General features: G+C 58.9%; 13 protein-coding genes. 7 read left to right on the forward strand and 6 right to left on the reverse strand.

All coding sequences use genetic code 11. The annotated features are described in order from the left end of the window. Nucleotides 1-188: 188 nt before the first annotated feature. The 3 genes from dsbD (at nucleotide 189) to GJ700_RS01385 (ending at nucleotide 7,048) form a co-directional block, all read left to right on the forward strand. A complete protein-coding gene (gene dsbD, locus GJ700_RS01375) occupies nucleotides 189-2,006 on the forward strand; it encodes a protein-disulfide reductase DsbD (protein WP_154370852.1) in 1,818 nt (605 codons plus the stop codon). 11 nt (nucleotides 2,007-2,017) lie between these two features. Then, nucleotides 2,018-2,956 (forward strand): thioredoxin-disulfide reductase, encoded by a 939-nt coding sequence (trxB, locus tag GJ700_RS01380; RefSeq protein WP_154370853.1) that lies wholly within the window; start codon nucleotides 2,018-2,020, stop codon nucleotides 2,954-2,956. Between the two features lie 384 nt (nucleotides 2,957-3,340). After that, on the forward strand, nucleotides 3,341-7,048 hold the full coding sequence (locus GJ700_RS01385; protein WP_195763736.1) for an SIR2 family protein: 3,708 nt from the start codon (nucleotides 3,341-3,343) through the stop codon (nucleotides 7,046-7,048). Here GJ700_RS01385 and GJ700_RS01390 read toward each other — a convergent pair. From GJ700_RS01390 to GJ700_RS01410, 5 genes are all read right to left on the reverse strand, one after another. After that, a complete protein-coding gene (locus GJ700_RS01390) occupies nucleotides 7,021-7,503 on the reverse strand; it encodes a carbamoyltransferase C-terminal domain-containing protein (RefSeq protein WP_154370855.1) in 483 nt (160 codons plus the stop codon). The genes GJ700_RS01385 and GJ700_RS01390 overlap by 28 nt on opposite strands. A gap of 121 nt (nucleotides 7,504-7,624) precedes the next feature. Beyond that, on the reverse strand, nucleotides 7,625-8,461 hold the full coding sequence (locus tag GJ700_RS01395) for an SIR2 family NAD-dependent protein deacylase (protein ID WP_154370856.1): 837 nt from the start codon (nucleotides 8,459-8,461) through the stop codon (nucleotides 7,625-7,627). Nucleotides 8,462-8,678: 217 nt separating this feature from the next. Next, nucleotides 8,679-10,343: a carbamoyltransferase C-terminal domain-containing protein gene (locus tag GJ700_RS35180; protein ID WP_229506724.1), complete on the reverse strand. Its 1,665-nt coding sequence runs from the start codon at nucleotides 10,341-10,343 to the stop codon at nucleotides 8,679-8,681. A 51-nt stretch (nucleotides 10,344-10,394) separates the two neighbouring features. Further along, nucleotides 10,395-11,351 carry a tyrosine-type recombinase/integrase gene (locus GJ700_RS01405; protein ID WP_154370857.1) on the reverse strand — a complete coding sequence of 319 codons (957 nt, stop codon included), beginning with the start codon at nucleotides 11,349-11,351 and terminating at the stop codon, nucleotides 10,395-10,397. A 277-nt stretch (nucleotides 11,352-11,628) separates the two neighbouring features. Beyond that, on the reverse strand, nucleotides 11,629-14,484 hold the full coding sequence (locus GJ700_RS01410; protein WP_229506725.1) for a TIM-barrel domain-containing protein: 2,856 nt from the start codon (nucleotides 14,482-14,484) through the stop codon (nucleotides 11,629-11,631). 359 nt (nucleotides 14,485-14,843) lie between these two features. Between GJ700_RS01410 and GJ700_RS01415 the strand changes: the two genes are divergently transcribed. Together GJ700_RS01415 and GJ700_RS01420 are read left to right on the forward strand one after the other, a co-directional pair. Then, a complete protein-coding gene (locus GJ700_RS01415; protein ID WP_154370859.1) occupies nucleotides 14,844-15,299 on the forward strand; it encodes a universal stress protein in 456 nt (151 codons plus the stop codon). Between the two features lie 48 nt (nucleotides 15,300-15,347). After that, a complete protein-coding gene (locus GJ700_RS01420) occupies nucleotides 15,348-16,190 on the forward strand; it encodes a universal stress protein (RefSeq protein WP_154370860.1) in 843 nt (280 codons plus the stop codon). Nucleotides 16,191-16,207: 17 nt separating this feature from the next. Here the strand turns inward: GJ700_RS01420 and zwf are convergent, their stop codons facing one another. Next, nucleotides 16,208-17,671: a glucose-6-phosphate dehydrogenase gene (zwf, locus tag GJ700_RS01425; protein ID WP_154370861.1), complete on the reverse strand. Its 1,464-nt coding sequence runs from the start codon at nucleotides 17,669-17,671 to the stop codon at nucleotides 16,208-16,210. 263 nt (nucleotides 17,672-17,934) lie between these two features. On the opposite strand from zwf, the gene GJ700_RS01430 reads away from it, so the two are divergent. Continuing rightward, nucleotides 17,935-18,768, forward strand: coding sequence for a universal stress protein (locus GJ700_RS01430; protein ID WP_195763737.1), 834 nt, complete (start codon nucleotides 17,935-17,937; stop codon nucleotides 18,766-18,768). 32 nt (nucleotides 18,769-18,800) lie between these two features. Further along, nucleotides 18,801-19,211 carry a bacteriohemerythrin gene (locus GJ700_RS01435; protein ID WP_195763738.1) on the forward strand — a complete coding sequence of 137 codons (411 nt, stop codon included), beginning with the start codon at nucleotides 18,801-18,803 and terminating at the stop codon, nucleotides 19,209-19,211. Nucleotides 19,212-19,216: the final 5 nt, after the last annotated feature.

Raw genomic sequence — 19,216 nt, forward strand, 5'->3', positions numbered from 1 at the left:
TTTTCTTGGCCCGATGTCGGCATCGGCCCGTTTATCGCCCCATTCTGGCAGTTCGGGCGTGGCAATAGAAGGTACTTATCCAGAAATAACTTGTACTTTTTTAATGGGCATTGAACCCTTTTGCTCCCACCGGGTATAGACGGGCCAACCGGGCGTGACACGCCTGCGCTAATCCGGAGATCACCCACATGAAAATCATCAACTGGCTGTGCGCGCTGTGGTTCGCACTATGCACCGCGCCGGCCATGGCGCAAGACTTCCTGCCGCCCGAGCAAGCCTTTGTCCTGCAGGCGGCGCTGAGCGACGCCAACACCGTGTCGCTGCATTGGGCCATTCCGCAGGGCTACCACCTTTACCGCGAGCGCCTGACGTTCAAGGGGGATGGCGTGCAGCAGCCACAATTGCCGCCCGGGAAGCGCAAGTTCGACGAAAACTTCGGCAAGGAGATGGAGACGTATTACCAGTCGCTGGACCTGGCCCTGCCGCTCAACGCAGGCGCCGCCACCACGCTGGTGGTCGGCTACCAGGGCTGCGCGGACGCGGGGCTGTGCTATCCGCCGATGGAACGCAGTTTCCGCGTCGATCCCGCCAAAGGGACGCTGACCGAGATTGGCGCTGATGGCAGCGCCGACGCCGCTTCGGCAACGGCCCCACCGGTTGCGCCGCCGGCCACGGCGGGCGCAACCGCTGCCGACGACGACACGTCGCTGGCCCAGCGCACGCTGCAAAGCGGCAGCATCTGGCGCATCGGCATCGCCTTCCTCGTGTTCGGCCTGCTGTTGTCGTTCACGCCCTGCGTGCTGCCGATGGTGCCGATCCTGTCGTCGATCATCGTCGGCGAAGGCCAGGTGACGCGCCGCCGCGGCCTGCTGCTGGCGGCCGCATACAGCTTCGGCATGGCGCTGGTGTACACGGCGCTGGGTGTGGCGGCAGGACTGGCGGGCGAAGGCCTGGCCGGCGCCCTGCAAAAGCCGTGGGTGCTGCTGACCTTCGGCGCGCTGCTGTTCGCGCTGGCGCTGTCGATGTTCGACGTCTACCAGTTGCAATTGCCCAGCGCCCTGCAAAGCCGCCTGACCGAATCCAGCGGACGCATGAGCGGCGGCAAATTCGCCGGCGTGTTCGTGATGGGCGCCCTGTCGGCGCTGATCGTGGGGCCGTGCGTGGCCGGACCGCTGGCGGGCGCCCTGCTCTACATCAGCCAGACCGGCAACGCGGCGACCGGCGGCTGGGCATTGTTCTCGATGGCGGCGGGCATGAGCGTGCCGCTGCTGTTGACAGGTTTATCGGCGGGCAGCCTGCTGCCGCGCGCCGGCGCCTGGATGAATGGCGTGAAAAAGGTGTTCGGCATGCTGTTGATCGCCGTTGCGATCTGGATGATCAGCCCCGTGCTGCCGGCGGCCGCCAACATGGCGCTGTGGGGCGCCTTCGCCATCCTGTGCGCCGCCTTCCTGCGCACCGGCGAAGCGCTGCCGCCAGGCGCCGGCATCGGCGCCTATACGGCCAAGGCGCTGGGCGTGGTCATGCTGCTGGCCGGCGTATTCGAGCTGGTGGGCGCCGCCAGTTCCGGCAAGGACGTGCTGCAGCCGCTGGCGCACCTGCGCGGCGCCGCCACCGCACCCGCCGCCGACGGGCAGGCGGGTGCGCATGAAGGCGTCCGCTTCACCCGCATCCGTACCGTGGCGGACCTGGACCAGGTGCTGGCCGCGGCGAACAAGCCCGTACTGCTGGACTTCTACGCCGACTGGTGCGTGGCGTGCAAGGAAATGGAGCGCATGACTTTTTCCGAGGCAGGCGTCAAAGCCGCGATGCGGAACATGCAGCTGGTGCAGGTCGACGTGACCGCCAACAGCGCCGACGACCGTGCGCTGATGAAGCGCTTCCAGCTGTTCGGCCCGCCCGGCATCATCCTGTTCAACGCCAGCGGCAAGGAAGTGCCGCAAGCCCGCGTCATCGGCTTCATGCCGGCCGATGCATTCATGCGCCAGTTGCAGCGCGCCGCCAGCTGAAAGGAATTCCCATGACCATTCATTCCCGCGTCCTGATCCTTGGCTCCGGCCCGGCCGGTTATTCGGCGGCCGTGTATGCGGCCCGCGCCAATCTCAAGCCCCTGCTGGTGACGGGGCTCGACCAGGGCGGCCAACTGATGACCACCACCGACGTGGAAAACTGGCCGGCCGATCCGGCCGGTGTCCTGGGTCCCGACCTGATGGCGCGTTTCCGCCAGCACGCGGAGCGCTTTGGCACGGACATCATCCACGACCATATCCACACAGCCGACCTGACGGAAAAGCCGATCCGCCTGATCGGCGATAACGACACTTACACCTGCGACGCATTGATCATCGCCACCGGCGCGTCCGCCCGGTATCTTGGCCTGCCTTCCGAGCAAGCCTACATGGGGCGCGGCGTATCGGCCTGCGCCACCTGCGACGGTTTCTTTTACCGGGGCCGCGACGTTGCCGTCATCGGCGGCGGCAATACGGCGGTCGAGGAAGCGCTTTATCTTGCCAACATCGCGTCGCGCGTCACCCTGGTGCACCGCCGCGACAAATTCCGCGCCGAGCCGATATTGGTCGACCGCCTGATGGCCAGGGTCGCCGAAGGAAAAATCGTGCTGAAACTGAATGCCAGCCTGGACGAAGTGCGCGGCGGGGAGTCCGGCGTAACCGGCGTGGTCCTGCGGCATAACGGCGGCGAGCTGGAAAACGTTGCCGTGCACGGCGTCTTCATCGCCATCGGCCACAAGCCGAATACGGCGATTTTCGAGGGCCAACTGGCCATGCGGTACGGCTATATTGCGACCCGGACCGGCGCCGACGGCATGGCGACGGCGACCTCCATCCCCGGCGTCTTTGCCGCCGGGGATGTGCAGGACCAGGTCTACCGCCAGGCCATCACCAGCGCCGGGACAGGCTGCATGGCGGCGCTGGATGCGCAGCGTTACCTTGAGCAGTAAAGCAGGCTAACCGTGGCCAGCACACCGGTCACGTAGTTCAACGGTATTTGCACTGCTTCTAAGGTCAAAACCTGCGGCGCCGATGTATTGAAGGCCGGCGCATTAATGCGATGAATCCGGCCGCAAGCAATCCTAAGCAGAAGGGGCGGCACCGCTGGAATTCCTGGCAAGCCACAGTTTCTTGAGTTGCAGCCGCGTTCATCCCGGCAGGTAAACCGAATCTGGCGCGCTGTGGCACCGCTCTCACTTTTTAGCCATGCCACAGGGCTTATGAGACAGTTTCCCTGCCAACATTGTTATTTCTCGGATAAAATCTGCTCATTACAAACCGAAAATGTATCGATAACTGGTAATTATCACAGTGCCGCGGCTACGGAAACGCATATGCAACCACAGAGCTTCCAACAAAACGTCGCGTTGCTAGCGCGGATATTCTCAGACAGGATTTCGCAAACACCCAGGAATCGGCGGAAAATCTGCCTCTTTCTGGGCGCAGGCGCCGACATTAGCTCCGGGGGGCTGACGTTTCAGCAATTTAAGCGCCAAACGTTGGAGGAATACCTCGGGCGTCCGCTGTTTGATGTAACGACGAACGAGCAAATTCAAGTCGAATTTGACCAAGTTATGGCGACGCTGTCCCAAGCAGATAGGGCGAGCATCGTCGACGCGATGTTTCACCGAATGGAAAAACTTCAGCCTTCGGACAGCTATCGCTTGTTGGTGCTACTCGCAGAGGCCGGCGCGGTCGACGCCGTTATCACCACGAATTTCGACGTTATGCTTGAAGTGGCTCAGCGGGAGTTGGGACGCGATATCTTTCAGGTATACGCGCCTGGAAATGCACGCCCTTACAAACCCAATGGCGGACAGACTTATCTGCCGAAGATCCCTTATCTGAAAATTCATGGAGATTTGGGCTCGGCAACTGTTACGATCGTGACTCAGTCCGAAATCGATACGGCGACTTATGACGAAAGCATGCTGGAATTATTAACCAGCATAGTCAGCACGCATGACTTGGTGGTCGCGGGCTACGGTGGCTTCGATACATCTCTCGCACACCATATGCTTGCGGCACTAAAAGACGGTCCACATCATATTTTTTGGAGTGCCCCGACACCTCCTACGTCCGAATTGTTCAAACAGCTTTCTGCCAAGGTCAAGTTCATTGAATTGACCTTTGATAACTTAATTGAACGTATCGCGCGCCCTGTCCTCGAAAAGCCCCGGGTGTCTGTTGGTCGTCCCAGTTTTGTTCCCTGCTTGTATGACTGGCGCATTGCCTACAACAACAAGAATTTTTACGCGACCTACGCGGTACGTAATGGGAAGCCGATACATAAAACATTTACCCGCCGCGCACATGTAGAAGAGTGCCTGCGCCGTTTTATCATCGCGCAACAGCCACTCGCCATTGTGACGGGCCCTTCCGGTTTTGGTAAAACCACCATCGGCATTCGCCTCAATGAAATTTATCGTGAGTCGCCGGATACGAAAGTACTCTTGATTCCGTCGCGACAACTTACGGATATTCTCGATCTCGAAGAATACGTGTGCGATCTGTTGGGGGGGCTTGGGTCGCGAACACAATTTCGTTTGAATGACCTTGAACGTTGGCTTCGAGAACGGGGATCTCGTCTGCTACTGTTCATTGATGCCATCAATGAATTCAGCACGAATTTGGATAGCTGCGTCCACTTTACGCGTAGCGTCCTGCGGCTGAGCAATTTCATGCCGGAGGCATCAAGCGCTTTACGATTTATCGTAACTGTCCGGCAAGAAACGTGGGCGCAAATGCTACCCCGACTTGATGAAACGCTGCTCCGCCAGAACCTATGGCAGCAGCACAGCGGCGAACACGGAATCAAGACAATCAGTTGCGAGCCGTTCACGCATCAGGAAATCACCGATGCCTTAGGATTGCTTGGAGAGTCCGAACTCGCACTGCCAGATTTAAGCCGGGCTTCGCCGGAATTTTGGCTTCAGTTACGCGATCCCTACTTATTTGGCGTCCTTTCGGAAGCAGCCCAAGGAAAATGGATAGGTATTCCGCGTGCCTTGCTATTTCAACGCACGTTTGAGGCCAAGCTCAGCAGACCCGATATCGGCCTGAGCCCTTCGATCCTGCGCGACGTGTTAGCCGGTGTCGCCGTCAAGTGCTTGGAAAATGGGGTATGTCGCGCAGTCGATATTGAACCTGCTTACGCGCGCGAGGATATCGTTCGTGCATTGAAAGATCTCAATATCCTGATTGAGTCGAGTGACAGGTTTCTTGAGTTCAGCCACGATCGAACCTTTGAGTATTTCCTGGCGCTAGCCCTCGGCTCGGACAGTGCGCGACGCCTGGATAGCACTGCGTCCCTGCTCGCCTATCTGAAAGCTTTCGCCGAGCAGGGGAAGGCGCTCGCGGCGGCACGATTATATTTTCAATTGCATACAACACTCTGTTTCCGTCTAGTCGCGCCCTGTCTGCGCTATGTGGATGAGCGGCCAGCGGGCTATACGCAGCCTGAATGCGAGCGTCTTTTCAATTTTGCACGCGACGTCATTTTCGATCTCGCCGAACAGGGCGGTAATGAGATATGTGCCTATTTGAAAGATGCTGTTAGTTTTATTCGTCTCGAACCCTTGCGTGCCCAACATGTGCGCACAGTCATCCAGGCCATCGCTTTGCTACCCGCGTCGCAGGCGATCGAAATGCTCATCAACTTGGGACAGATTGCGTCACCGCAGGCGGCCGATGAAGCGCGTATCTTCGCAATTGATCGCCTGGTGGCTCATTTTTTGAATGAAATTCAAAAAGAACCATGCTTGCTTGAAGATGCGCCTTTTAGCAACTTCCTGGCTCAGGAAGGACCTGCATGGCAATCGCTTGGCAGACTGTTCGGTCTGGTTTCAGAATTGGGCCGTGATAATCTGCACGACAGAGAATTCGAGGTTGCCCAGCATGCGCTGACCGCCGCATGGAGACAACTCGTCGACCGAACTGCCTTCAGCGCAACGGACGTGGAGGAAGTCACAAGCGCCTTGTTTAGTCGCTGTGATCGCCTGCTGTTCAACGCGACCATCGACGGAATCGATGCTTTTTACTCGCGTCCCCGCACAGCGTTCGTTGCGATTCTGGATCGATTGGCTAGCGGCCAGGTCTTCGGTGATACTGACTATGCGGCCTTGGAAGCCCATGTCGGAAAACTGGATTTTGATATCGAGTATCATGGCGCCCACTTGCTCATCGTCTTATCTAGCTTGAACGATTTGACGGCGACGATTGACTTTCTCGAAACACGCCTGCGCAGGGTTGACGATACCGATAACCCTGTCGAAGTCGATTTTCTCCAGGCTGCACTCGTATACGTGCGGTTGGTGAACGATTTGCGCTATGACAGCGTGCGGGACTGGCCGATTCAAGAGAGGCTCTTAGCTCATTGTCCTTCGATCTTGATGCATCGCCCTGGATTGGAGCGCGGCGCCCGGCGTGGTTTTGCCGACAGCTTTGATCAGATTTTTGAAGACGGATTTGGAGTGGTCTATCCGTATGGTTTGCAAGAACCTTCCATTCTAAGGCGCGATCACTTGGCTGCGGAATATGAGTGGCAAGTTGCTCAAGAGCATATTCCGGCCTTACCCTTGTATGCCGATTATTTGAACAGATACCTCCAGCGTGGCGAATTCGACTTGGCGCTCCAGTTGTTGCAGACGCTGTCCGGCGTGATCGTACACTGGCCGGATGTGGGGTTAAGAGCAATTCAGGCCGCAATCGGTTATCCACATGATTTGATCCGCCGCGCAAGCCTTCGCGTGCTAGCGGAAGCCTACGGCCGACATCCTGCAAAAACCATGCGTTTTCTGACTTCTAGCGGCGTTGCTCTCAGCGAAGACGACCTGTTGGATATCCGTGGTCGCCATGAGGCGAATATTGGCCGACGACAACTGAGCGAAATTGAGCACGGTCGTATTCTCCGCTTTTTATTGTCACAAGACGGAGCGCGTGAGCAATTGATTCAAGGCCTTAGGACGGTTTTTACAGCATCGAACGCGAGAAAGGCAATCGAAGGGTTGGTCAGTCAATTCGGCCTTTCAGCCAACCGGTAATAGTGACCATCCATGTACAGCCCGTCGACGCCTAAGCCGCGGGCGCTGTCGATGGCATCGGCCGGAGATTCAACCATGGGCTCACCTCGCCGATTAAACGAAGTATTCAGCAGAACTCCAAGCCCGGTATGCGACTCAAAGGCTTGCAAAAGTCGTGTCATAAATGGGTCCGTTCCAGCTTGATTTACTTGGACGCGCGCACTGCCGTCCACATGGACAATAGCTGGCGCCAGGCTCTGGCACTCGTCCGTAACCATGGCAGTCTTCAACATGAATGCGTCAGCACGGCGCGAATCCTCGAAATACCTTCGGTAATTCTCTTCTAGCAATACCGGTGCAACAGACGAAATGGCTCGAGCCAGCTTGCGACTGCGCGAGAACGCGGCCGCATGGTCGGCTTGACGGGCTTCTTGGAGAAATTCTGTCGAGCATAGGCGGGCGGCGAAATAAAACATTTAAATGCACATCAATCCCTTAACTTGGGTGAATTGGAGAGTGAGCGGCTACTCGAATGTTATTCATACATGGTAAGCGATACGTTGCCGGGATAATTTTTGTTTTAGTTCAAATGAAATATTATTCACCGAGGTCCTTGAGTAAATGCAATAGAGAAGAATGCCGTTCGGAGCCGATTGCATTTAGCGTGGTTTCATACGAAATGATGTGAATGCCGTCATGCTTTCGCCAAAATTTTTCAACATGAGGAGGTACATCCGCCATGATGGCATAGTGTGCTGATGTTGCTCCCTGATATAGGTTCCCTAATATGTCCCTAACATATGCAAAATCGGGATCTCGAAAGCCGAAGCCAATATATACGACAGGGCGCGTCATAAGTAAAATTCGAAGAGTCTCCACTGCTGCATGGAACTCACCATGTGGCATCAATTCGCGATAGTGGCTTCGAGTCATCACTACAGTATCGATTTTTCCCGCATCCCCATGGGGTTTGAATACAAAATTTCTTGAATCAGCTCGAATAATTCGTCCCATTACAGGTACGTCGTTGTTTAGACATATGGTTGGTGATTTTCCTCTTTTCCGATAGACTGCCTCTTCTATTAAATGATCATAATTTGTCGTTATAAAGCAGGTTGGTCCCAGCGAGACCAGCGCGTTATGAATTGGGTGAGGCTCAAAACCTTCAATATATGTTTTGCTCATGAACCCCACTTTTTCGTCATTGGTGAGTTCTTCATACCCGTAACTCGCCGCTTGGAGAAGATTGCCTGCCTTGGTTTCATTATTAATAAGATCTGGTATCTTCTCGCGTCCCTTGCAGATTTGAGAGAGGCTGTCCATCATTCCTTCCCAAGTTGGGAGATTCGACCAAGTCGAAATTCCTGAGCCAACAAAAAGGACCGTATTATCTTTGCGCAGAACTTCTTTTAACTTCTCTAATGTACTGTTCATGCTGTTCCTCACGTTTAAGTAATCGCTATGAGTATTGGTTTCTAGAAATACAATTCTCTTACCCTAATGCATTATGCAACTGTTCAGTGGCTACTCGGCAGTGTCGTATTCTCCGCTTTTTACTGTCACAAGACGGAGCGCGTGAGCAATTGATTCAAGGCCTTAGGACGGCTTTTACAGCAGCGAACGCGAGAAAGGCAATCGAAGGGTTGGTCAGTCAATTCGGCCTTTCAGCAAATCGGTAGAAGTGGCCATCCATGTAAATCCCGTCGACGCCTAAGCCGCGGGCGCTGTCGATGGCATCGGCCGGAGATTCAACCATGGGCTCGCCTCGCCGATTAAACGAAGTATTCAGCAGGACTCCAAGCCCGGTATGCGACTCAAAGGCTTGCAAAAGTCGTGTCATAAATGGGTCCGTTCCAGCTTGATTTACTTGGACGCGCGCACTGCCGTCCACATGGACAATAGCTGGCGCCAGGCTCTGGCACTCGTCCGTAACCATGGCAGTCTTCAACATGAATGCGTCAGCACGGCGCGAATCCTCGAAATACCTTCGGTAATTCTCTTCTAGCAACACCGGTGCCAACGGACGAAATGGCTCGCGCCGCTTCAGTTCGCGATTGATGCGCTCGCGTACATCGGCGCGACCCGGAGCTGCCAGTAAACTACGCCCTCCCAAAGCACGCGGTCCGAACTCGCAAGAGCCGTTGAAGGTGGCTACGATAGCGCCAGACGCAATTTCGCGCGCAAGAGCTTCAGGCGTTTGAATTGAACGGTCAGGCACCAAGAATGGGTAGGCCTGTTGAACCGCGCGCTTGATCGATTCCCCCGAATAGCGGTGGCCCAGACGGGCAATGTTTCCATCAATCGGCTTGCCACGGAGGGTAAATACTGGAGAGCTACCCGCCGTCTCGAATGCTGCGAGCCACGCGGCCCCTAAGGCCAAGCCTGCATCACCACAGTGCGGCGGTATCAAGACCGGAACGTCTAACACACCTGACTCGACCAATTTTCCGTTCGCGACCGTGTTGAGCGCGCAGCCTCCAGTGATCAAAAACAGATCTATCGGTTCACCGGCGAATAGACGAGCACAATGGATCAGTGTTCGCTCCATGATCGCTTGAATGCTTGCTGCGAGATCGGCCTTAATGGTGAATTGGTTCGAGCCTTGCGCGAGAATGCTTTGGATGCCCGAATGCAGTCCACTCGGCTGAAAATCACATTCAAAACAATTGCTTTCCGAGTTATTCAGCCGAATGAATCGCTCGAAGAAATCTACATAACGTGGTTCACCATGGGCTGCCAGCCCCATCGTCTTGCCACTTTCTGCGGGTTTGAATCCGAGGTTTCCTGTGACCAGCTCATACAGCAGGCCGATGGAATTATCGACACTAATCGGGAATTCGTCCGGCTCACGGGTCCACTTCCCGCTTGTCTGGCCACGAAGATGAAACCCAGTTGGATCAAACGTGTAGAAGGAAAAAGTTTCACGTTCAGTCGTACCAACAGCTTCCGAGCCAAAGCCATCGTAAACCAGGATTCCGGCGCGCGCGCCAACAGGCGCAATCAAGTAGGCTGATGCAGCGTGACAGAGATGGTGTGGAAACGTCTGTATTGGTAGCTGCGATGCAAACCGCTCAAGCACTCGAGCGGGAACACTTACACTTGCCACGACGCGACTGATGGCATCAATCGAGATCTGTTCCGATCTCAAACAGTAATCGATAGCGGACTGGTAAGGATCCTCATACCAATACGTGAGTCCATGTTTGCGGCGCGTAATTCGTTCTTGCTCGATACCGACACGTATGTCCGTGCCATTCAAAAGAACGGCAGAAAAATCGTGATCAGAACCTCCTAGCGCTAAAGTCCAATCGCCCAAGCCATCCTCCTCGAAATTGAGCTCAGCGCCATTGGCCCTGATAATTACCAGTTATCGATATGCTTCAAGCCTCCTTCGAACTTGCGCCCCCACAATCTTGGACCGAAGAAGACTATCGGAGACATGGGTATATATCTCGGTTGTCGAAATGCTCGCGTGGCCAAGCAGTTTCTGGAGCACACGAACATCAAGCCCGGCTTCAAGCAGTTGGGTCGCGGCCGTGTGCCGCAGCATGTGCGGGGTGATTCTTCGCGTGAGGCCTGCCTCCTCGGCGAGCTGCCTGGTAACCCGGCGCACATACTGGTCGCTCGCCGGCCCGCCCCGGGAGGTCCGCAAAAGGGACTGTGTCTCTACATGGCTGAATCGTTCGGAGACGAGCGAAAGGTAGCTTCGAATTCGTTCCGACGTCTCGGCGTCAGGAACAATGACAAAACGCTCCTTGTCGCCTTTTCCCCGTATTCGGATCTGGCTCTGCTCAAGCATCAGATCGGCAGTTGAGATCGCTATGAGTTCGCCGACCCTGACCCCGGTGAGTGCCATGATTTCGACTGCCAAGAGGGCCGTGCGTTTATCCCAATCGGCATTGGCGACTCTCGTCGCGTGAGAAACGCCGCCGCGCACGTCCGTTGGCCTAGCGCTAAAGACAAGCCGCGCAACCTCAGAAGTCGAAAGGTTGCGTGGCAGGCGTTGTGGAGTTTTGACTGTTGGCCACCTGATATCACCAGGGCTGACCGTGATGAGTCGACGTTGATCCAGCCATTTGAAAAAGACCCTGGCCGTAGCAAGCTTTCTTTTGAGCGTTCTCGCCGTCCAGTCCGCATTTGACGACCACTGACGAATCAAATGATCAACATCGTCCCCTTTGAGTGTGCAAACCGGGAAGGCCTGCCCCAGCAATTGCAGAATGCCTGACAAATCGTTCGCGTACGCGCGGACGGTTGCAGGACTTAGCTTTCGTTCCTCGCCACAGAATGCCAGGAACCGGTCGACCGCCTCATCCATTCTCATGCTTTCTCCTGAGCTAAAACGGGCGATTGTAGGATCAAGCAATAGAAACCGAAGCCCAGAGCAGACTGCGATCTGCTCGCCTATTCGTAACTCAGGAGTCAGTTCCTGGTCATACCTCGGTGTCTGCGGCGTCCGACATCTTCCTCCGTCAGAAAAGCAGGTCTGGGTAATCGGATTAGCGACCAGCGCCGCCGCACTAGGCTTGGTGGGGAACAAGACGGAATCCTTGAGGGTGGATGGCCGGAAGGTGCGTCGACGTTCTTCCGGCCAGGATGTATTAAAACTTCAGCGTGACCGCCTTGCCCGCATAGTCGACCGACCGGGTCGCCGGCGCCGCGCCGATGGCGCTGGCGTTGCCCGCGCCGACCAGCACCACGTTCAGCTTGCGGGTCTTCACCAGCCCGGGATAGCCGCCCTTGCGCGCGCCGACCGACAGGGTTTTCGCGGCATCGTTCCAGCGCAACTCATACGTCGCGTATTGCCCCTTTTCATAATTGTAGGTTTCGTTGTCGTCTTCGTAGACCGTGAACTTGCCGTCGGCGCCGGGGTAGACGCGGATTTCATACGGCGCGTCCGGGCGTTCCGTCGCGTATTGCACCACGGGTCCCATCGGCACGATGGCGCCGGCGCGCACGTACAGCGGGAACACGTCGAGCGGCACGTCCTTGCTGACGGTGGCGCCGCCGTGGAAGCGCTCATGCGTCCAGAAGTCATACCAGTCGGTTCCAGCCGGGAGGTAAGTCTGCATGGTCGTGTCCACCTTGGCCGGCTTGTCCGCCAGCGCAGCCAGTTGCGACGGCGTACGCCACGCCAGCCGCAGCGAACGCTCGGAAGTGGCCTGGTAATACTCGACGGTCACGGGCAGGCTCTGGCCCTGCTTCAGCGCGATTTTCGTGCTCTGGTAGCGCTTGCCGCCGTTGCGCCAGTCTTCGATCACCGGCTTGCCATCGATGAACAGGCGGTAGCCATCGTCGCCTTCCACGCCCAGTTCGTATTCGCCGTCTTCCGGCGCAACGATGGAACCGGTCCAGCGCGCGGAGAAGTTGTCCAGGCTGCCCAGGCCTGCGGGAATATCCGCCAGCGGTGGCGCCGGCCACAGGAAATCAATCGCCGTGTCGATGGTCTTGCCTTTCGGCGTCTCGAAATTGCGTCCTTCGAAGTACTGCCCGGCCAGGCCCGGTTTGCCATCCGGCGTACGCAGCGCCGTCGCCGGTATGGTGACGGCGGGCGGCGGCTGGAAGCGGTACATCGGACGCGTGACCGGGTGCACCAGGAACGATGGCCCGAACAGGAAGGCGTCGTTGACATGGTGGACCTTGCGGTCGTCAGGAAAATCCATCGTCAGCGCCCGCATCAGCGTATAGCCGTCATGGGTAACGCGCCAGCCCAGGCTGTACGTGTAAGGCAGCAGCCGGTAGCGCAGGTCGACGGAATCGCGCAGCGACTTGTACATCTGCGGGTCCGATTGCTTGAACAGGTACGGTTCGCGCTCCGCATCGGTGCCATGGATGCGCATGATGGGGTTGAAGGCGGCGTATTGCAGCCAGCGGGCATACAGTTCGCGGTAGGCGGGATTCTTGTCGGCGCCGGGGAAATCGCCCGGGACAAAGAAACCGGCCGTATCCTGGGTCCAGTACGGATTGCCCGTGATGGTGACATTAACGCCTCCGTTGATTTGTTCACCCAGGGTTTTCCAGCTGGCGCGCGTGTCGCCGGACCAGGAAGCCGCCGCCGTGCGCTGCGCGCCGGCCCAGGCCGAGCGCGTCAATGTAAACACCCGCTGGTTGCTGGTGGCGCGCTGTCCCTCATACGTGCCCAGCGTCGTCATCAGCGAGTACGGGTTCAGGTAGCGGGTGAAGTCGCCCAGCGCATTGGCGCCCAGGCTCTTGATGTCGCGCTCGTTGTCATCGGCCTGGTGGGCCGCCGTGCCCACTTCCACCTCGGTGCCATCCATCCACAGCGCGTCCACCCCCGCGTCCAGCAAGCCTTGCTTGACGTGCTTGAAGTAGATCTTGCGGCCTTCGGGGCTGAAGGCGTCATAAATGCGTGCTTTCCTGGAAATCCAGTGCAGCGGCTCGAAGCGCAGCTTCGACCGGTCCAGTTCGTGCGCCAGCGCCGTGTCGTTGCCGATCGACGGCCAGATCGACACCATGAGTTTCATGTTCATGCCGTGCAGCGACTTGGTCAGCCCCTTCGGATCGGGAAAGCGCTCGCGGTTCCACGTCATGCCGCTCCACGAACCGTCCTGGTCGCTGCCCCAGTACTGCCAGTCCTGCACGATGTAGTCCAGCGGGAACTGTTCCTTGCGGAAGGTTTGCGCCACTTCCAGCAACCGCGCCTGGGTTTGATAGCGCTCCTTGCTCATGAACAGGCCAAAGGCCTGCTTCGGATACATGGGCGCCTGCCCCGTCAGGCCACGGTATCCCGCCACCACGTCATCGATGGTGTCGCCCGCCATGAAGTAGTAATCGACGCCGCCGGGCGCGCTTTCCGCCCACAACGACGCGCCTTCGGCGCTATCCTTGAACCGCATCTTCGAATACGTGTCCCACAGGATGCCGTAACGCTCGGACGACACCATGACGGGAATGATGATGCCGACATTGGTCTGCACCAGCAGCAGTTCCTTGTCACGGCGGTTGACTTCACCTTCCCCCACGAAGCCGAAACCGTAAATCGCCTCGTCCGGTTTCAGCGTCAACGTGTTTTGCGCTTCATAGGTCGGCGCGCCGGACACCTCGATCTTCTTCAGGCTCTGCGGCGCGCCCTGCTTTTCCTGCGTATAGACCTTGCCCCTGGCATCCTTGAAGGTGACCGCGCCTGTCGTCTTATCGATCACCACTTGCAGCGCTTTGCTTTCCAGCGTCAGCGCACCGGCCCCGTCCCGGGTTTTGAACGGCACGGCAACCGGCTTGGCGGTGACGACGATGCTGGGATGGCGCCAGAAGTTTTCACCCAGCGTGGTGTTGACCCGGACTGTCTTCGGGCCATAAAACAGGATGTTCTTGGTAACGCCGCCGACACGCACCTGCACCCCGTCCTGGACCAATGTAAAGGCAAAGCCGGAAGCGGCGCCGGAAGCGGCCGGTTCCAGGTGGCCATTGGCGTCGAGGCCGGTGGATTGAGATGCCATAACATTGGTGGTTGCGCAACCAATTGCAGCCGCGATTAACGCAAGTACCGGCAATGCGGTGTGTTTTTTCATTGTTTTTCCTGGAAAATGGGGGCGGCACGCCTGCTTGTCTCCGGTGCCAGGGCCAGTATAGGTTGGACGCCTTAATGGAGCAATTCCAGTTCTGGCGCAAGTGATACCAAAATCGACATCATTCGCCCCACTGCCGCTGTGCGCGCAGCCCTCGCGTCCGTTCGATAGTCAAGCCCGCAAACACTGGTATTTGCCCCAATTTGATCTTGATCAAAGCTGTCATGGCGCCGCTTGCGCACACTAGGTACCAGCGTCACCGCTCATTTCCCACCCATCCGGAGATCAATATGTACCAACATATATTGCTGCCAACCGATGGCTCGCCGGCATCGGCTGCCGCCATCCAGTCCGCCCTGCAATTCGCACGGGAAGCGGGCGCCCGCGTCACGGCACTGCACGTGCTGCCCGAGTTTCACACTTTCACGCTGCAGGCCGCGCAGCTGGAAGACACCTACGAATCCTATATGCGCGAGACGTCCGACCACGCCGCCGCCATGTTGAATGTGCTGGCCAGAAAAGCCCAGGCCATGGGGGTGCGCTGCGAGACGGTGATGCACCGTTCAGACCAACCACACCGCAAGATCGTGGAAACCGCACAGACGCACGACTGCGACCTGATCATCATGGCCACGCACGGCCTGACAGGCTTGAAAGGAATGGTACTGGGCAGCCAGACACACAAGGTGCTGCTGGAGAGCAGCGTACCGGTGCTGGTCTTCAACGCCAGCAAGGCCGAGCACTGACCAGCCGGACCGCATCCGCATCGCGACAACCACACACTGGAGGGCACCATGGCATACCGTACGATCCTGGTCCACGCGGACAACGCTTCCAATGCCGCCACGCGCTTCCGGCTGGCCGCTGAATTGGCCAGCCGGGAAGAGGCCCATCTGGTGGGCGCCGCGATGAGCGGCATCCCCAGCTTTATTTCTTCCACCGACCTGTTCGAGGGAAGCGGCGTACTTATTGCCGACTATGCGCGCCACGTATCCAAACGCGTGGACCAGGCACTGGCGCTGTTTGACGAAGTGGCGGCCGCGGCCGGCGCGCCGTCCCGTGAACAGCGCCGCGGCGACGGCGACGAATACAGCGGACTGTGCCTGCAGGCGCGCTATGCCGACCTGCTCGTCCTCGGCCAGGCCAACCCCGATGACCGCGACGAGGGAGGCCTGTTACTGGACTTGCCGGAACACGTGATCCTGAATTCGGGCAGGCCGGTGCTGATGGTGCCCTATGCCGGCCAATTCCCCACGCTGGGAGAGCGGCCGCTGATCGCCTGGAACGGCAGCGTGGAAGCGGTGCGCGCCGTCACGGCCGCGATTCCGCTGCTGCGCCGCGCCGGCAACGTGACCGTGGCCATGTTCAATCCCGAGGTGGGGCCCGATGCCCACGGCGAGGAACCGGGCGCCGATATCGCGCAATACCTGGCGCGGCATGGGGTGAAGGTCGAAGTCATGCGCAGCCCGACGCCGATCGACGTCGGCAACAGTATCCTGTCGCTGGCCGCGACCATCGGCGCCGACCTGCTGGTCATGGGCTGTTATGGCCACAGCCGCTTCCGCGAGAAAATGCTGGGCGGCGCCACCAGCACCGTGCTGGCCACCATGACGCTGCCGGTGCTGATGGCGCACTAGCGCGGGCACGCCCGCGGCTATTCCACCCAGCTGAATCCGTCGCGGGCCAGCAAGGCGAACGATTCCGACGGTCCCCAGGTCCCGGCCGCATACGGATACGGCTTCTCGGCCAGCGTGCCCCAGCCGTTGATGATCGGCTCGACCCATTCCCAGGCGGCTTCCAGCTCATCGCGCCGCTGGAAGTGGGTCAGGCGCCCGCGCACCACGTCGATCAGCAAGCGCTCGTACGCTTCGGCGCGGCGCTGCGAAAACGCGGACTGCAAATCGAGGTTCAGCGCCACCTGCTGCATCTGCATGCCGCTGCCCGGCTGCTTGGCCATCACCTGCAACTTGATCGCTTCTTCCGGCTGCAACTCGATCACCAGCCGGTTCGCCACGCCGCCCGGATTTTCTGGGAACAGCGGGAATGGCGGATTGGCGAATTCCACCACGATCTTCGACGAGCGGCGCGCCATGCGCTTGCCGGTGCGCAGGTGGAACGGCACCTTGGACCAGCGCCACGTATCGACGTAGGTCCGCAGCGCCACGAAGGTCTCGGTGCTGCTGCCCTCTGGAACATTGCGCTCTTCCAGGTAGCCGGGCACTTCCTGGTTGTCGCTGACGCCCCGCACATATTGCCCGCGCACCGTGTCGCGCGCGATGCCGGCCAGCGTGAAACGGCGCAGCGAGCGCAGCACCTTGAGTTTTTCATCGCGCACGGAGTCGGGCGACAGCGAGGCCGGCGGTTCCATGGCGACGATGCACAGCAGTTGCAGCAAGTGGTTTTGCACCATGTCGCGCATGGCGCCGGTGCTGTCGTAGAAACCGGCGCGGCTGCCGACACCGACTTCCTCGGCCACCGTGATCTGCACGCTGGAAATGTTCGGCGCGCGCCACAGGGGTTCCAGGATGGAGTTACCAAAGCGCAGCACCATCAGGTTTTGCACGGTTTCCTTGCCCAGGTAATGGTCGATGCGGTAGATCTGCGATTCCGCGAAATGCTTGCCGACGGCTTCATTGATTTCCACGGCCGACGCCAGGTCGCGGCCCAGCGGTTTTTCCAGCACCACGCGTGCATTGCCGTCGACCAGGCCCGCTGCGGCCAGCTTGTCGCAAATGGTGGTAAACAGCGATGGGGCGGTGGCCAGGTAAAACACGCGCTCCGCGTTCGGGCGCGACGCCTGCGCCAGCGCGGCCAGGCTGTCCTGCTGCACGTCGATGCGCACGAATTCCAGTAATTGCAGGAAGCTGCGCCAGGCTTCTTCCGTGAAGTTGCCGCCGCTGATGAACGAGCGCGAATGCTCTTCCACGAAAGCCAGATAGGCGTTGCGGTCGAAATCCTGGCGGCCGGTGGAAATGATGCGGGTTGCGGGCGGCAGGTTGCCATGCAGGTGCGCCATGTACAGCGCGGGCAGCAGCTTGCGCATGGCCAGGTCGCCCACGCCGCCGAAGATGATCATGTCGAGCGGCAGGCTGGTGTCGGTGCGGGAAGTTGAAGTCATGTTGTCGTGGCTGAGGGTTGATTCCAGGAACGTAGTCTATGGGTCGAGCCCCTCATCATACCCAATGTTGGCCCGATGCCGGCAAGGCGCGCCATTTTCCCCGCCCGGCAGTGAAACGGCATTGTCGCTGCACGACCTCGGTTTCGCTGGATAGTCAAGACTGCCACAGCGTCCAATCATGCAAATTTGACCTGGATCAAGGAAGTAATGCCAATGCCTCCGCACACTGTGGATCAGGCTTGCGCACACAACCGGAGACAATCATGTACAAGACCATCGTCGTTCACCTCAGCAGTTCATCTGCCATCTCCGCCGCGCTGAACACAGCCGCCAGCGTTGCCAACAGCATGGGCGCGCACCTGATCGGCACCACGACCAGCGGCCTGGCGGAACTGAATTACGTGCTGGCGGCCGGCGCGCCGGTGGCGATGATGCCGGTTACCGGTATCGACCAGTTGCGCAGCGACGCGGAACTGCGGCTGCAGGCGTTCCGGCAGCATTGCCGGGAACACGGGGTTGTTTCCTTTGAAACGCGCCTGTTCGACACGTCCCCGGCCGACGCCCTGCTGCTGCAATCCCGGTATTGCGACTTGCTGGTGGCCGGACAGGAAGAAGTGTCGGATGGCAGCCTGCTGATCCCAGCCCCATTGCCCGGGACGCTGGTGACACGGGCTGCCCGTCCCGTGCTGCTGGTCCCGCCCTCGGCCCCGGCCGGGCCCTTCAGGAAGATCATGATTGCCTGGAATGGCAGCCCGGGCATCAGCCGTACGATCGCTTTCGCCATGCCGCTCATCAGCCGCGCGGCAAAGATCGTGGTGGCGGTCTGCAATCCCGAATCGGAACGCATCGACGCGGGCGGTGAACCGGGAGCCGACCTGGCCACGTACCTGGCGCGCCACCATGGCAACGTCGAAGTGGTCCTGCGCGACGGTAACGAAGACACCGGCGTGGAGCTGACCGACCTGGCCGGTGAAATCGGCGCGGACCTGATGCTGGCCGGGGCATTCGGCCACAGCCGGCTGCATGAGTGGGTGCTGGGCAGCACCACCAGCGGCTTGATCGAAGGTACGCGGATACCGCTGCTGATGACGCACTGAGCGGATTACCGCCGACCATGCAGGAGTATGAGATGATGAATTCGCCGTTCCTTCCACCGGATGCCACGCTCGGCGATTCCACGCTCGACGCCGTGCATGGACTGATTTTCGACACCCTGATCAGGAAGAGGGAATTACCCCCCGAGACCTTCCCCGCCGCCTACGACGAACTGGTCAAAGGCATGGAAACCGACTTCCGCCGCGAAGAACAATTGATGGAATCGTTCCCTTATCCGGGCGCGGCGCAGCATCGCGCGCAGCACGCGCGCATGCTGGCCGGAATGCACCACGCGGCCGCGGCCCTGATGCAGGGCGATTGCACACCCGCCCGACGCGCCCTGGCCGCCCTGACCGACTGGTTCCCAATACATATTTCCACGATGGACCGCTACCTGTTGCGCGCCTTCCGCGAACACCAGCAAGCCGCCCGGACCGAAACCTGACGGCC

Origin of the sequence: Pseudoduganella rivuli, assembly GCF_009674485.1 — a bacterium.
GTDB lineage: Bacteria > Pseudomonadota > Gammaproteobacteria > Burkholderiales > Burkholderiaceae_D > Rugamonas > Rugamonas rivuli_B.

Excerpts from the sequence above, each read along its gene's own strand:
- GJ700_RS01395 (WP_154370856.1), bottom strand. The coding sequence starts at position 8,461 with ATGAACAGTACATTAGAGAAGTTAAAAGAAGTTCTGCGCAAAGATAAT.
- GJ700_RS01435 (WP_195763738.1), top strand. The coding sequence starts at position 18,801 with ATGATGAATTCGCCGTTCCTTCCACCGGATGCCACGCTCGGCGATTCC.
- dsbD (WP_154370852.1), top strand. The coding sequence starts at position 189 with ATGAAAATCATCAACTGGCTGTGCGCGCTGTGGTTCGCACTATGCACC.
- GJ700_RS01385 (WP_195763736.1), top strand. The coding sequence starts at position 3,341 with ATGCAACCACAGAGCTTCCAACAAAACGTCGCGTTGCTAGCGCGGATA.
- GJ700_RS01430 (WP_195763737.1), top strand. The coding sequence starts at position 17,935 with ATGTACAAGACCATCGTCGTTCACCTCAGCAGTTCATCTGCCATCTCC.
- zwf (WP_154370861.1), bottom strand. The coding sequence starts at position 17,671 with ATGACTTCAACTTCCCGCACCGACACCAGCCTGCCGCTCGACATGATC.
- GJ700_RS01405 (WP_154370857.1), bottom strand. The coding sequence starts at position 11,351 with ATGAGAATGGATGAGGCGGTCGACCGGTTCCTGGCATTCTGTGGCGAG.
- GJ700_RS01415 (WP_154370859.1), top strand. The coding sequence starts at position 14,844 with ATGTACCAACATATATTGCTGCCAACCGATGGCTCGCCGGCATCGGCT.
- GJ700_RS01390 (WP_154370855.1), bottom strand. The coding sequence starts at position 7,503 with ATGTTTTATTTCGCCGCCCGCCTATGCTCGACAGAATTTCTCCAAGAA.
- GJ700_RS01420 (WP_154370860.1), top strand. The coding sequence starts at position 15,348 with ATGGCATACCGTACGATCCTGGTCCACGCGGACAACGCTTCCAATGCC.
- trxB (WP_154370853.1), top strand. The coding sequence starts at position 2,018 with ATGACCATTCATTCCCGCGTCCTGATCCTTGGCTCCGGCCCGGCCGGT.
- GJ700_RS01410 (WP_229506725.1), bottom strand. The coding sequence starts at position 14,484 with ATGGCATCTCAATCCACCGGCCTCGACGCCAATGGCCACCTGGAACCG.